We start from the raw sequence: 15,830 nt of genomic DNA, 5'->3' as shown, positions 1-15,830 counted from the left end.
ACTCTTGTTTTTGTACTGCCCGACCAAGACAATAACAAGAGAAAAGCAAGAGAATTTTATAAAGGACGGGCTCCTTGAATATAGCTTTTTAGGAATGGACAATAAAAGAAAAGCTTTACAAAATACATAAATCTTTTCTTAGCTTTGCTAGTATGCTGTCTAAGAAAACGAAATATGCAATAAAGGCACTGGTTGCTCTTGGCAAAAACAGAGAAAATCCTCCCATGCAAATAGTAAGGCTTGCGGAGCAGGAAATGATCCCCAGAAAATTTCTGGAGCAGATCCTGTTGGATATGCGTAATGCAGGTTATTTGTATAGTAAAAAGGGAGCCGGCGGGGGGTATAGCCTAAATAAGGAACCAAATGAAATTTACCTGGCCGATATACTCCGTATTACCGATGGGCCTATCGCCATGGTGCCTTGTGCAAGTTTAAAGTTTTACCGTAAATGCGATGAATGCCATGATGAAGTGACCTGTGGCATCAGAAAAACATTTATTGATGTCAGGGATGCCACGCTTAAAGTTCTTGCCCAAACTACCATTGCAGATGTGATCGCGAGAGAAACAGATGACACACTGGTGCGTTAAACGCTGAGGCCAGCTTATACCCACTTTACCATCGTGGCGTTATAATTGATTAACTTTGCCCAAAATTTAAATATATGAATAAGATGAAAATGAATTTTTTCTGCAGTGGGCTGGTATGCCTGGTTTTGCTGACAGCAATGCCATTTATATCATTTGCCCAGAAGCCTAACTGGCAGAACCTCGACTTAAAAGCCGATTCTACATTTGGCATTAGTACAGAAAAAGCTTATAACGAGTTATTAAAGGGCAAAAAATCTGTACCTGTAGTTGTAGCCGTTCTGGATGGGGGAGTGGATATTGAACATGAAGATTTGAAACCGGTGGTTTGGGTAAATAAGAAAGAAAAAGCTGGTAATGGTAAGGACGATGATAAAAATGGTTACATTGATGATGTTCATGGATGGAACTTTTTGGGTTCATCAAAAGGTTCGGTGAATTACGAAACACTTGAACTTACACGTCTGGTACGTCGTGACAATGCCAGGTTTGCCAATTCCGATGCTACTTCAGTAAAAGCAAGTGAACTTCCGGCCTTTGAAGCCTATCAGAAAAATAAGGCAGAATTTGAACAGGAACTTGCTGAGGCAAAAATAGGCCTGGAGCGTTTTGAAGGTATCAAAAACGCCATAGATGAAGTGGTAAAGAAAATCGGTAAAGAAAATCCGACAATTCAGGATTTCCAATCCTTTAAGCCTTCAAATGATATGGAGGCCAATATTCAGCGCATTTTGCTGGCGCAGTTAAAGGAAAGTAGCTTTGAAGATTTTTATAAAAACCAGATCATGTCCGGTTATGATCATTTTAAAAGTCAGGTAGATTATAATTTGAACCTGGATTACGATCCCCGCGGAATTGTTGGCGATGACCCTAACAATAGCAAAGAACGTTTTTATGGGAACAATGACGTAACCGGGCCTGATGCAAGACATGGGTCGCACGTTGCCGGTATCATTGCTGCTGTGCGTACCAATAACCTTGGAATTATGGGCGTTGCTGATAACGTGCTGATTATGAGTGTCCGCAATACCCCAAATGGGGATGAACGGGATAAAGATGTAGCCAACTCTATCCGTTATGCAGTAGATAAAGGCGCTAAGGTAATCAACATGAGCTTCGGTAAGTCATACTCATGGGATAAAGCGATTGTGGATGAAGCGGTGAAATATGCAGTATCTAAAGACGTTGTACTGGTACATGCTGCGGGCAACGACAATAAGGACCTGGAAGTTGAACCAAATTTCCCTGACCCTGAATATATTGGTGGTGGTAAAGCGGCCAGCTGGATAACAGTAGGGGCTTCTGGCTGGACAAACGATGGCACAATAAAAGCCAGTTTCTCTAATTATGGAAAAACTAAAGTTGATGTCTTTGCGCCGGGGGTAAATATTAATTCAACTGTACCGGGCTCAAAATATGAGAAATTAAACGGAACAAGTATGGCTTCCCCTGTCGTTGCAGGCCTTGCTGCCCTTATCCGTTCTTATTATCCCAAGCTAACTGCTGTACAAGTTAAGGATATCATTATGAAGTCTGTGGTAAAGGTCGATCAGTCTGTCGAAATCAGGGATGAAGCAGGTACTAAAAAAGTTCCTTTTTCAGATCTTTGTGTAAGCGGTGGCATTGTAAATGCCTATGATGCATTAAAACTTGCTGCCGGGTATAAGAAATAGCCACAACACCGTTAAACAAAAAGACCGCCAATATAATAAGGCGGTTTTTTTGTTTAACGGTGTTTAAAATCCGTCAGTTCCTTTGGCAGAGAAAAGATACTCCCCGGAATATTCTTCTCTTCCATAAAGCAAAGCCGTTCGTATTTATACTCATTCACCTTTGCTGTCATATTCAGATCTGAATAGATGCCAATAATTAGGTTATACATGAGTATACGGTTTAAGTTTAAATTGTTTCTTTTAAAAAGCTGTATGCATTCATCACAATACTGACAGGCCTGCAGGTATTCGCCTTTGTTTCTGAGCTGATAGGCCTGGGTCATTTTTAAAATGGATTCAGCATACTGTGTAATCTTAAAACGTGACTTATTTCCATGAAGGCCAATAAGAATACGTTCCAGCTGATCTGTTTTCTTACCCGGATTGATCCTCGAGGAGGATAGGGCCAAAAGGTTCATCATAAGTATGGTGAAAGCTGATCTTTTTGAAAATAAATCCGGATGTAATTTAGCAATAGTCTCTATGATTTTAATGGTGCCCTCATCCGATCCATAAAATAAATTCAGTACAATAACCAACAGGTAAGTGATGCCCTGCTGGGTGTTAAGGGGCATTCCTGCTTTAAGGAAAGGATACTTTAAATTTTCTATATCTGCAATCAGCTGATTTTTCTCAATGTCTTTATTGCTGAGTTTCGAATAGACCAGTAAAGTAACTTCATAGGGGTCTATGGCCCAGTTCAGGGCTTCATAACTGGCCAGTTCATCCAGCCTTGCATTTATTTTTTCTTCATCCAGGCTTAGCATGTCGAGAATAGCGAGAATAGACTGATAGGTGAGCGCATGGCTGTTTGAATCTGAAACTTCAAGCAAAACACTTAGGGCTTCTTTATAACAGGAATCTACAAAATCAAAATTACCCAGTTCCTGGATAATGATGTCATGCAGTTTGTGTTCTTTCAAGAGCAGGGCTGTATCAGAACTATACCTGGACCTGTATTTTAGGTTTTCAGCAATAAAAAGAATCAGGTAGTTGTGTTCAAAATGATTTAGCGGTAAATCAAACAGGTTAGCAAGTGATTTCAGGTCGCCTATCCTGACAATAAAGCGTATGGTCCATTGAAACAGTTGAAACCTGACATTGTCACTTTCGTATTCATTTTGTATGTACTGGAAAAAATCCCGGTCTACCTGTAAATGAAACTTTTCAAGCAGTTCAATAAATAAGAAGTATTCAAAAATATGGGGATGGACAAACCTGACAAATTCTCTTGGATGATAGTCTTCATATCTTTTTTCCTCCATTAATATGCCATCAGCCAGCAATTCCATATAGGCATTTTTAAATGCGGAGAGTTCGGCAATCAGGTTGTCTTTTGGAACCGAGTCGCCTTTTTTTCCATAATTGGTTAACTGGATGATCTTTTTCAGGAACAGTATCTTTTCCGTATAATAATTTGAACGGTAGATGTTTTCCTGTATAAATCTTGAAATCAGCTCGTGAAAGGTAATGTTTGTTGAAAAATTGAACTCGGGGTCTTCTTCCCTCAGTTGATAGTATAACTGAATGTGAAATGGAAATTTCAGCTGGGCCTTGAGGTTCGGATTGATTGCGTTTACATCCAGGTTGTCTATGCCGGAAATGATCAGGTCAACCTCTTTTTCCGTAAGTTGAGGAACATTGGAAACTTCAGCAATGTTAAAATAATTCCCGGGAAACCATTTGGTCTTTAAATAAGCAGAATGCCTGATCATTTCATAGAACCGGATCCAGGTGGTAGAACGCATACCCATGACCAGTTTTATGGACTCCGTATGCTCTATGGCACATATAAAATTAATGATGCTGTCGAATAGCTGTATCTTGAGGTCCTTTTTAAGGACCAGCTCTGAAAACCCATCCAGAAATATAATCAGCTTTCCTCCTGAATGACGATAATTATGATCAATATAGTTGATAAGGCTTTCTTTTTTTGAGATGCTAAGCAGAGTTTTGAGTTGATCCTCAAAATTTAGGGTTAATTGCTCAGCATTAAAAAAGCTGTATGCCTGAATAAACAATAGTATTGATTCCTTATACTGAGGACATTCTTCATTAAAGAATTTTTCTGCCAGATGACTGAGCAGGATTGTTTTTCCATAACCTGGCTGAGAAATGAAGGCCGTGAAACTATTGCTGCTTTTGAAAAAATCGTCAAAGTCATGCTCGGCAAATTTTCTGCTGATGGTCATCTGATACGGCATGCCAGAACGGTTTTTGATTCCTTTTAAGGTGAAATCGGTAACCTTGGCTGCTTTATTTTTAATGGCCGACCAGTTGAGTGGGGTGTTGTCTGCATTAATATTTATTGATGCAGGCCAGTTCTCCAGGTTTTCGCCACTTACATATTCCGATAATGTGGTAAGGGTAAATTTAGAAAAATTGTGTTTGACCACAGCAAACCCAAATAACCTTTTGATGGTTGTTTCGCTAACGTTCTTATTTAAAGTCTTGCTGATTTCAATGGATATCCTTTTACAGTCAGCCGGAGTAATTGTTCTAATTCCTGTCTTAATTAGAATTAAACCCTTGAGTTCATTTAAGATAGATACTTCATCCATACACCTATAAGTGAGCGTTAAATATTTCAACTAAACGAATATAATGCTTTAATAAGAATAATGAACACCGATAATATGGATAAAAAATGAATAGAAAAGATAACATAGGCCCAAAAACCTATCCTACAAGGTATTATTGCGCTATAACAGACTGCAGCAAGTTGTCCAGTATTATAAAAATGAACAAAATGAACAGGTGACAGGCTTTAAAACGGCCTAAATGAACAATTCGAACGGTGAATGAGATGCAATCTATGAGTAAAATTGTAGCAATAAATCTAATAACCTCAATCACTCTCCTATGAAAAGGACATCTACCCTGTTAGAATTGTTTAAAAAGTCACTTCTTTTTCTTCTTAGTTTCATTAGTGTAACGCTTTTAAATTCAGAATCTTATGGACAGGCTAAAAGTTATGCAACAGTAACACCATCAAGTGGACTTGTTGGCTATTACAGCGTTATTTTAGTGGGCGACGTAGTGAATACCGATCCCGGAGCGGATGCAGGTGCAGTACTCAATCCATTAGGTGCTGCAAACGGCGGGGCTGGCTTTGCAACTTTAACCGCCAAATACAACAATATCCTTGGAATAGCGAAGGGAGAGGGGGAGGCCTGGATACAGTTAAAGTATGGAGCGCCCGTTGCAGCGGGGAAAACCACTTATATCAGGTTTGATCAGCCTACAACCGGGGGCGGACTTAGTCTGGACCTGCTTGGAATTGTAGGAGACCTTACCGGTTTGCTAAAAAAGAACCTCGTTCAGCTGGATGTCTATTCAGGCGCACAGGCAGCAGCCGGTAATAATGAAAATAACGGAACGCTTGTAAATGCGGCCAATGTAAGCAGTGCTGTAGTAAAGGACGCTGCGGGCAATACTTATTTTGCCGTTACACCAACTGTAGGTTACAATTCTATACGTGTAAGGCTAAGGTTTAGCGGTAATTTGCTGGGGCTTGCACTGGGTGCTTCTATAAATATGAAAGTTTACAGTGCTTTTAATGTGGCTACAGAGAATTGTGCCCCATCTATATATGCTACTATCGGCGAATCAACCGGTGTAAACGTCACTTTAACGGAACTGGTAAAAACACCTCAGCTGGCTATAGATAACAATATGACTACAGCTGCTCAGCTACAGGCCGGAGTGGTAGGGCTTGGTTCAACAGTTTCACAAACGATCTATTTAAATGGTCTTTCTACTGCAGACGATTATGCCAAAGTGGTTATTTCTGTGCCTGCAAGCGTGTTGAATGTAAATCTTTTTAATACGGTGACGGTACAGGCCTATAATGGAAATACTCCTGTAGGAACAGCACAGCCCGTCAGCAGTCTGCTCAGTGTAGACCTGCTCGGACTGCTGGCAAAAACAGCAGTCACACCCGTATATTTTAAACCAGGTGCGCCTTTTGACCGTGTAAAGGTAAGTATCGACAATACCCTGGCCGTGGGAGGGAATATTTTGTCTGGCGGCTTAAACATACATGAAGTACAGCGAACGGTTGCAAAACCGTCTTTTGCAGGTTTAACCGCGGGTGCTTTAGCGATATGCGGCAACCAGGTTTCACTTTCCGTAAACAATCCGGATGGAGGGTTTACCTATAACTGGTATAAAAAAACAGGTACCGGCACCAGAACATTACTGGCCAGCGGAACAGGGCCTGCCTATTCCGAATCGAATATAGCCCAGGGCAGCTATACTTATTATCTTTCAGCCCAAAAAGCAGGCTGCGCCGGCGAATCGGATGTAGATAGTGCAATTGTGAACGTTACAGCAACACCAACGGTGCCTATAGTTTCGGCACCGGCAATTTGTTCGGGCAGTCCGGCTGTTTTAACCGTAACAAATGCAGCTGCAGGACATACATACAGGTGGTATACGGCCGCAACGGGGGGAACGGCCATTACTACCGGTACTACTTTTACTTCTGCAGCACCTTTAACTGCCGGTACTTCCTATTTTGTTGAAGCTGTAAATGGTACCTGTGTAAGTGCAGCAAGGGTAGAGGTGCCGGTAACGGTTAACCCGATCCCGGGCGATGCGGAGGTTTCAACAAACAGCATCACCATTAATGCCGGGCAAACGGTAACACTGGCAGCGGTAGCACCAACGGGAAGTGTGGTAACCTGGTATACTGTTCCAACTGGTGGAACAGCTGTCGCATCAGGGCCAACCTATACTGTAGGGCCAATCAACATCACGACAACTTTTTATGCGGGCACACAAAGTACAAGCGGCTGCCCAAGTGCCAGCCGGGTTCCGGTTACCGTTACGGTAACGAATCCAACAACTGGTTTAACCTGTAAGTCTGCAAATAGCCAGGAGAGCGGAGTTAATGCTTTATTGTGTGTGAGCTGCGGAGTTAACAACCCGATCGGGGCCATAGACAACGATCCGAGTACCTTTTCAACCATTAACCTTGCCGTAGGAATTGGGGCCACAGGCTACCAGCGTCTAATTTTTCCTGCAGCAGGTCTGGCAACAGACAGTATCCGTTTAGAGCTGAACCTGCCGGGGGGACTGCTGGATGCAACTGTACTGGGGGGAATTACGGTGAACGTAATGAACGGTAATTCCATTGTCAAAGCCTATACTTTAAGCAATTCATTAATTCACCTGCAGCTGTTAACTGCCAACCGTTTTAAGGCTACACTGGCGGCTACTGCTGCTTATGACAGGGTCGAAATACGTTTTGGAGGAACAATACAGGCATTAAGCAGCATGGAGATCTATGGCGCTGAGGTGATTTATCCAAATCCGACTGTAGCAACAACAGGCCAGGCCATATGTTATGGTACCAATACTACATTAAATGCCACCCCGAACGGAGGTACCACTTTAAAATGGTATTCGGCCCCAACAGGAGGCACCTTGCTGGCCAGTGGAAACAGTTTTACAACCACTACGCCTTTAACGGCAACCACCACTTATTATTTAGAAACAAGTAAAGGCAGCTGTGCCAATGCCGATCGTGTACCTGTAACCGTAACTGTAAATCCTCAGATCGTACTGCCGGCTACAACTTTAAGCAATGCTACACTTTCAGCCACTTATTCAAAACAAATTACACCTGCTTCTGGTGGAACACCAGTATATACTTATACACTTACCGCAGGTAGTAGCCTGCCTGCCGGACTGAGTTTGTCAACCGATGGAACAATCGGGGGAACACCTACGGCTGCGCCTGGTGATTTTAATTTCTCCATCACTGCCACCGACAGTAAGGGCTGCTCGGTAAGTACAGCCTATACTTTAAAATTAACACCAGCAATGGCGCTACCTGCCATGACATTGCCAAACGGAACAGTAGGTACTACCTATCCTGTTCAGGTCATACCGGCAGCTACCGGGGGCACCACTCCATATACTTATACCGCAACAAACCTGCCTCCGGGACTAACTTTTGATCCGGCAACCCGTGAGATCAAGGGTATCCCAACACAAAAAGGTACTTATACCGTTCACGTTACTGCCACTGATTCAAATGGCAATAACGTTACACAGGATTATACCATTGTGGTCAGAGATCCGCTGGCACTGGCCAATACGCCATTGGCAAATGGAACAGTGGGCAGCCCATATCCAACACAAACCATTCCGGCTGCTACAGGCGGAAGCGGTTCTTATACTTATACGGCAAGCGGCTTACCTCCGGGATTAACATTCGATGCGGCCACACGCCAGATCACCGGTACACCTACCCAGGCCGGTACATTTACGGTTCCTGTGCAAGTGGCTGATACCGAGGGTAATACGGTTACCACAAATTATACCATAGCGGTGGGTAACCCATTGTTGCTTGCTGCAAAAACACTTGCCGATGGTACAGTGGGAACTGTGTATGCAACAGAAACCATTCCTGCTGCTACTGGCGGCGCCGGGGGTTATGTTTATGAAGGAAGCAACCTGCCTCCGGGTTTAACTTTTAACCCTGCAACACGTCAGATTTCGGGTACACCAACACAATCCGGCTCCTATAACGTTGGCGTTAAAGTAACCGATGCAAATGGTGCAACGGCGAGCCAGGTCTATGTAATTAAAGTAAACGGAGAGCTGAACCTCCCATCGGCTACTTTACCGAACGGCCTTGTGGGTACGGTTTATCCTACCCAGACCTTACCTGCAGTAACCGGCGGAACGGCCCCTTATACCTATACGGCTATAGGCTTGCCGGCAGGATTAACCTTTACGCCGGCTACCCGTGAAATTAAGGGCACACCCTTGTCGGGCGGTACGTTTACGGTTACCATGACGGCGACCGATAAAAACGGCTTAACCACTTCTACTGATTATACCCTTGTGGTAAATGTAGCCGCCCCGGTTGTGAATGCAGTAACTACCTGCAGCGGAACTTCGGCTACCTTGTCGGTAGCCAACGCCCAATCAGGGGTTACTTATAACTGGTATGCAGCTACAGGCAGTACCTCCATATTTACAGGTACAACTTATACAACCGGTCCTTTAAGTGCAAATACAACTTTTTATGCAGAAGCTGTTTCCGGAACTGCAGTGAGCAGCAGGACCCCGGTTAATGTTACTGTTAACCCAAGTCCGAATACCGCTACGGTAATCACGGCCAACGAAACCATCAGTTCCGGACAATCGGCTACTTTGCTGGTGAGTGCCGATGCGGGCAATACCATAAAATGGTATACTACCCCAACAGGGGGAGCGTCCTTCTTTAGCGGGGCAAGCTATACCACACCTGCATTAACGGCTACCACTACTTATTATGTAGAGACAGAAAATGCATCAGGCTGCGTAAGCCCTGTAAGGGCCATGGTTACTGTAACTGTAACAAATGGTCCCGCCAATCCTAAGTGTAATGCTGCTGTAAACCAGCAATCGGGGATTGATGGTATATGCTTATTGTGCACCGTTCAGAACCCTGAAAATTCAACCGATGCCGATCCGGATAACTTCACCAAGATTAACCTGGCAGTAGGTGTCGCGTCTACCGGTTACCAGCGCCTGATCTTCGCCGGACCGGGTACTGCAACAGACAGCATCCGTTTGGATCTGGCCACACCAGTAGGACTGGCAGATCTGAATGTACTGGGCAATATTACAGTTACCGTGATGAATGGCAATACGGTAGTAGGTACCTATCCCTTAAATTCTTCAGTTTTAGACCTTAAATTATTAAACGGGAACCGCTTTAAAGCTACTTTAGTAGCAGGCGGGGTTTATGACCGTGTTGAAATCCGCTTTGGTGCCCTGGTTGCTGCCTTGAGTAACCTGAGTATTTATGGCGCAGAGATCATTTATCCCAATCCAACAGTTGCGGCTACCGGAAAACTGATCTGTGCCGGAAGCGGAACTACACTAACTGCTACGGCAAATGGTGGTACCTCTTTAAAATGGTATACTGCTGCAAGTGGCGGTACTTTACTGGCAACCGGCGAAACGCTGACCGTAGCCGGACCTTTAACCGCCAACACAACTTATTATATAGAAGTAAGTAAAGCCGGTTGTGCCAACGCACAGCGTGTACCGGTTCCGGTAACCGTAACAACTCCGCCAGATGTTCCGGTACTGGCTGCTACAGCTCCTGTATGTGCAGGTTCGCCTGCAGTACTGGCCATAAACAATCCGGTAGCAGGAACAACGTACAGGTGGTATACCGCATCAACCGGTGGAACAGCTGTTTTTGAAGGCCCGGTATTCACTACCCCGGCCCTGAATGCAAATACAACCTATTTTGTAGAGGCAGCCAATGGCAACTGTACAAGTGCAGGCCGCGCTACTGTGGCTGTTACGGTTAACCCGCTTCCGGTATTGCCACAGGTACAGGCCTCATCAACCACGGTTGGTCCCGGACAAACCGCTATACTGAATGCTTCATCTACAGAAACCAATGTGATATTTAACTGGTACACCAGTGCAAATGCCACAACTCCTGTATACACCGGCCCTACTTATGTAACCCCACCATTGACGGTTACAACTACCTATTACCTTGAAGCGGTATCTACAACCACTGGTTGTGCTGCTTCCAGCCGTGTGCAGGTTACCATTAATGTAGACGGAAGTGGCCCTAACCCGGTACCATGTGAGGCTGCCATAACGGAATCGAACGGGGTTGATGGCATTGGCCTGCTGGCAGGAGTGTTTAATGCCGGACTGGCAATTGACAACGATACAAAAACAAGTTCGTCATTGGTATTGCCGGTAGGCCTGCTGGGTGGTTCGGTGTACCAGCGTGTTGGTTTTAACGGTCTTTCAACTGTTGGCGATACGGTGAGGGTTCAGCTGACTGCCCCAGGTAAATTGCTCTCACTGGGCCTTTTATCGGGTATTACCCTAACTACCTACAATGGCAATACCAGCAACAATGATGTTTTGACCTTAAGCAATCCGCTCATTCACCTTGAGCTGCTGGGTGGCAATACAGCTGCGCTGATCTCATTTGTGCCAACCCAGGCCTTTGATAAAGTTGAGGTACGCTTAAATGCAGGCATAGCGGGCGTGTTAACTTCTGTCGACCTGAATTATGCACAGCGTGTGCTGATGGCTCCTCAGGTGGTTTCGGCTGATGTTACGGCCTGTGCTACACAAACAGCTACCTTACAGGTACTGAATCCTGCTGCCGGCATTACCTATAAATGGTTCGATGCTACCGGTGCATACCTGCCGGGTAAAGATGGGCCTTCATTTGTAACACCTGCCTTAACTGCAAATACCAAATATTATGTGGCTGCCAGCAATGCTTCCGGCTGCTTAAGCTATAAAACTCAGGTAAATGTAAGTGTAACCCCTGTACCTGCAGTGCCGGAACTGGAATCGCCTAATGTGAATACCTGTTCGGGAAGTGATGTCATTCTGCGCGTTAAAAATCCGCTTGCCGGAATAACCTATCAATGGTTTGACAGCGGCAATACTTACCTGGCGGGCAGGGACGGAACTTCGCTTACCATTACTGCCGTTACTGCTACAACTACCTATAGTGTAAAGGCAGTAAACAGCTGTCTTGTGCCCTCGGCCGCTGCAACAGCTACCATTAACGTGGGCTCACTGGATGCCCCGATTGTTACACCACCTGCTGTTACCGTTAAAGTTGGGGTAGCAGCTGTTTTAACAGCAAGCTCAAGCACTGCCGGTGTAATTTTCAGCTGGTACGATGCTCCGGCAGGAGGTAATTTACTGGAAACCGGGGCTACCTATATCGCACCTGCGCAAACAGTTCCCGGAACTGTCACCTATTATGTTGAAGGTGTGGCACCATCTGGTTGTACTACCCTTGCAAGAACTGCGGTTACTGTAACTACAATTCCTAATGACCCGCCATCGGCGGTGCCTTGTGAAGCCGCGGTAGCTGAAACACATGGTGTCAATGGAATAGGTATTCTGGCCGATGTATATAATCCCGGACTGGCCATTGATGATGATGCTTCAACAGCTTCCTCACTGGTCATCCCTGTTGGGGTGCTGGGCGCTGTTTATCAGCGTTTAGGTTTTACAGGTGTATCTAACATTGGCGACACCGTTCGTGTAATGCTTTCTTCGCCAGGTAAAATACTTTCACTTGCAGTTTTACCATCGCTGGATATCACTACCTATAACAATGGTGTAAGTAACAACGATGCCACTACCATCAGCAGTTCACTGATTAAGCTGGAATTGCTGAGTGGCGGTTCCAAAGCACTGTTAACTTTTGTACCAACCAGCAAATTTGATGCAGTTGAGGTTAAACTAAACTCCGGAATTCTGGGGGCCTTTACTTCTATAGATGTAAACTATGCCCAGCGTGTAATTGCTGCCCCTGTTGTTCAGGCACAAACTGCCAGCGCATGCCAGGGTGCATCTGCAACGCTATCGGTAAGCAACCCGCTGGCAAATGTAACCTATAAATGGTACCAGGGCACAGTGTTCCAGGCAGACGGGCCGACATTTATGACCCCTGCAACATTAACCGCCGGTACCTACGATTTCTTTGTTACCGCTGCCAGAAACGGATGTGAAAGCAGAAGGGTAAAAGTAGTGGTAACGATATTGCCACTGCCTGTTCCTCCGGTTGCTGATCCGGCCAATCCGGCAACAACCTGTATCAATACACCGGTTACCCTGAAAGTAACACCGGTAACCGGGGTGGTATTTAACTGGTACGATCAGGCAACAGCCGGAAATCAGCTGGTAACCAATAACAACAGTTATACCAGCCCTGCAAACCTGGGTGTTGGAACTTACGACTACTATGTGGAAGCAGTGAACGGAAACAGCTGTACCAATACGGCCAGAACAAAGGTTACCCTTATTGTTAAACCTAATGCCCTGCCTACGGATATTCTTGCTGCAGACCAGACCATCTGTTCGGGTACTACAGCAACGTTAACCGCTTCGGCACCTGGTATTTCAGGAGCGGTATTCAAGTGGTATAAAAACCCTGATTTAAGTGATACTCCGTATGAAGGGGCCAGCTTTACCACTGCCGCATTAACTGTAACTACTAAATATTATGTTATTGTAACCGGACCAAATATCTGTTCGAATGATGCATCATCCGCAAAAATAGTAACGGTTACCATAAACCGTAATGCAACGGCTGCGGACATTACAGCAGCAGATAAGACCATCTGTTCAGGAACTACGGCTGCCTTAACGGCATCAAGCACCACAGTTAGCAGTCCGGTATTCAGGTGGTATAAAAAAGCTGATTTAAGTGATGTTCCTTTTGTAGGGGCTAACTTTACTACCGACGCCTTAACGGCTACAACCAAATACTACGTAACCGTAAGTGGAAGCGATGCCTGTGCCAATGATGCCGCCTCGGCTAAGGTGGTTACCGTAACGGTAAACAGAAATGCTACAGCCGCTGATATCGTTGCGGCCGACAGGACAACCTGTTCTGGTACAGCGGTAACCTTAATGGCCAGCAGTACAACGGTTAACAATCCGGTGTTTAGCTGGTACCGCGATGCTGATTTAACCGATCTGGCTGTAAGGGGATCTTCATTTACCACACCGGCCTTAACGGTAACCACCAAATATTATGTTACAGTAAGTTCGGCAGAGGTTTGTGCAAATGATGCCCTCTCTGCAAAAATCGTAACTGTAACGGTGAACCGCAATGCTACAGCTGCCGATATTGTCCTGGCCGATCAAACCATTTGTGCAGGCAATACCGCTACGCTTAGCGCAAGCAGTACCACGGTAGGCAGTCCGGTATTTAAATGGTACCGTGATGCTTCATTAACCGATCTGGCTTATGAAGGCCCAACCTTTACTACACCAGCATTAACACTGACCACTAAATACTATGTAACCGTAAATGGAACCAATGCCTGTGCCAATGATGTGCTTTCGGCAAAAGTAGTTACAGTTACCGTAACACGAAATGCAGTGGTAACAGACATCATCGCAGACGATAAAACCATATGTGCCGGAATGTCTGCCCAGCTCAGCGCAAGCAGTCCCGCTATAAGCAATCCGGTCTTTACCTGGTACCGCGATGCTGCCTTAACAGATGTGGCCTTTATCGGTGCAAATGTTACGGCAACGGGCTTAACCAGCACCACCAGATATTACGTAACGGTAAGTGGAACCGGGGTATGTGCCAACTTACCTGGATCGGCAAAAGTGGTTACAGTAACCGTTAATCCTGTGCCAAATGTGCCTATTGTGGGTGCTGGCGGTACCGCAATCTGCTCGGGTGACGGAACTACCTTAACCATTCAGAACCCGCAGACAGGTGTAAACTATGAATGGTATACTGCCGCAACCAACGGAACACTGGTCAATACCGGCATTACATTTAACATCACTACCTTAAATGCCACAACAGATTACTATGTACAGGCTACAAGTGCTTTGGGCTGCGGAACTGCAACAGGAAGGGTAAAAGTAACGGTTACCGTTACACCTAAACCTGTACCACCATCAGTAGTTTCGGGTATAGTAAATACCTGTATCGGAAGTACTGCTGTGCTCAGTGTGTCCAATCCTGTAACAGGCGTAACTTATAACTGGTATGCAACAGCTACCAGTACTACCATACTGGGATCGGGAGCAAACTTTACCACACCTCAGCTCAATACGCCAAGCACAACCTTCTATGTTGGCGCCAGTTCTGGTAGTTGTATCAGTACTTCACGTACGCCGGTTGTGGTAAATGCAGGGGCAATTCCAAATCCTCCGCCATCTGTTTCCGGAGCCGAAAATCCATTCTGTCCGGGCAGTACACCGGTACTTCGTGTCAACAATCCGGATGCAACGCTTAAATATGCGTGGTATACCGTTCAGGTAGGCGGAACGGCACTTGCAGAAGGCAATACCTTTAACGTGCCGGCTTTAACAGGTACCACCATTTATTATGTGGGCAGCATTAATCTGGCTACAGGTTGTGCCAGCGCTACACGTACGGCTGTTACAGTAACTGTGCTGGCCAGGCTTGCCGCACCGGTGGTAAGTGTGCAGGAAGCTACAGCAACCAGCATTACGTTTGCCTGGAATGCAGTTCCCGGGGCTACTGCTTATGAAGTGTCGACAGATGCGGGCTTAACCTGGGTATCACCTAGTTCCGGACCTGTGGGTACCACACACCTGATCAGTGGCTTACAGCCAAATCAGAATGTAAACATCAGGGTAAGGGCCAAAGGCCAGCTGGATTGTCAGCTGAGTGATGCCACCAGTCTGAACGGTACAAGCGATAATCCTTTGGGCAACGGAATATTTGTTCCAAATACGTTTACGCCAAATAATGATGGTAAAAACGATGTCTTGTATGTATATGGAAATACAATAGCCAAAATGAGGCTGAGGGTATACAATCAATGGGGACAGTTCCTTTACGAATCATTGAGTATTCAAAATGGATGGGACGGCACCTATAAAGGACAAATGCAGCCTAACGGGGTATATGTGTATTACCTGGAGGCAGAGTTTAACGATGGAAGCAAGGCCACTAAAAAAGGAACGATAACCCTGTTACGATAAAATATACCTGATAAACAAATACAGCCTGATGAAAAATAAA

4 protein-coding genes are annotated in these 15,830 nt (G+C 45.2%); 3 read left to right on the top strand and 1 reads right to left on the bottom strand.

What is annotated here, in order from left to right; translation table 11 throughout:
* The first annotated feature begins 152 nt into the window (after window positions 1–152).
* Complete coding sequence (locus PHEP_RS18700; protein ID WP_015809549.1) at window positions 153–590, top strand: RrF2 family transcriptional regulator; 438 nt, start codon at window positions 153–155, stop codon at window positions 588–590.
* Between the two features lie 74 nt (window positions 591–664).
* Complete coding sequence (locus PHEP_RS18695; protein WP_015809548.1) at window positions 665–2,260, top strand: S8 family peptidase; 1,596 nt, start codon at window positions 665–667, stop codon at window positions 2,258–2,260.
* A 53-nt stretch (window positions 2,261–2,313) separates the two neighbouring features.
* Here PHEP_RS18695 and PHEP_RS18690 read toward each other — a convergent pair whose 3' ends face one another.
* Complete coding sequence (locus tag PHEP_RS18690) at window positions 2,314–4,860, bottom strand: NACHT domain-containing protein (RefSeq protein WP_015809547.1); 2,547 nt, start codon at window positions 4,858–4,860, stop codon at window positions 2,314–2,316.
* A 301-nt stretch (window positions 4,861–5,161) separates the two neighbouring features.
* On the opposite strand from PHEP_RS18690, the gene PHEP_RS18685 reads away from it, so the two are divergent.
* The gene (locus PHEP_RS18685) at window positions 5,162–15,790 is read left to right on the top strand and encodes an Ig-like domain-containing protein (protein WP_015809546.1); all 10,629 of its coding nucleotides are present in this window, start codon (window positions 5,162–5,164) and stop codon (window positions 15,788–15,790) included.
* Window positions 15,791–15,830: the final 40 nt, after the last annotated feature.

The organism is Pedobacter heparinus DSM 2366 (assembly GCF_000023825.1).
Taxonomy (GTDB): domain Bacteria; phylum Bacteroidota; class Bacteroidia; order Sphingobacteriales; family Sphingobacteriaceae; genus Pedobacter; species Pedobacter heparinus.
The sequence above is the reverse complement of the archived record's forward strand: the minus strand, read 5'-3'. Positions and strand labels throughout refer to the sequence as shown.

Excerpts from the sequence above, each read along its gene's own strand:
- PHEP_RS18700 (WP_015809549.1), top strand. The coding sequence starts at position 153 with ATGCTGTCTAAGAAAACGAAATATGCAATAAAGGCACTGGTTGCTCTT.
- PHEP_RS18685 (WP_015809546.1), top strand. The coding sequence starts at position 5,162 with ATGAAAAGGACATCTACCCTGTTAGAATTGTTTAAAAAGTCACTTCTT.
- PHEP_RS18695 (WP_015809548.1), top strand. The coding sequence starts at position 665 with ATGAATAAGATGAAAATGAATTTTTTCTGCAGTGGGCTGGTATGCCTG.
- PHEP_RS18690 (WP_015809547.1), bottom strand. The coding sequence starts at position 4,860 with ATGGATGAAGTATCTATCTTAAATGAACTCAAGGGTTTAATTCTAATT.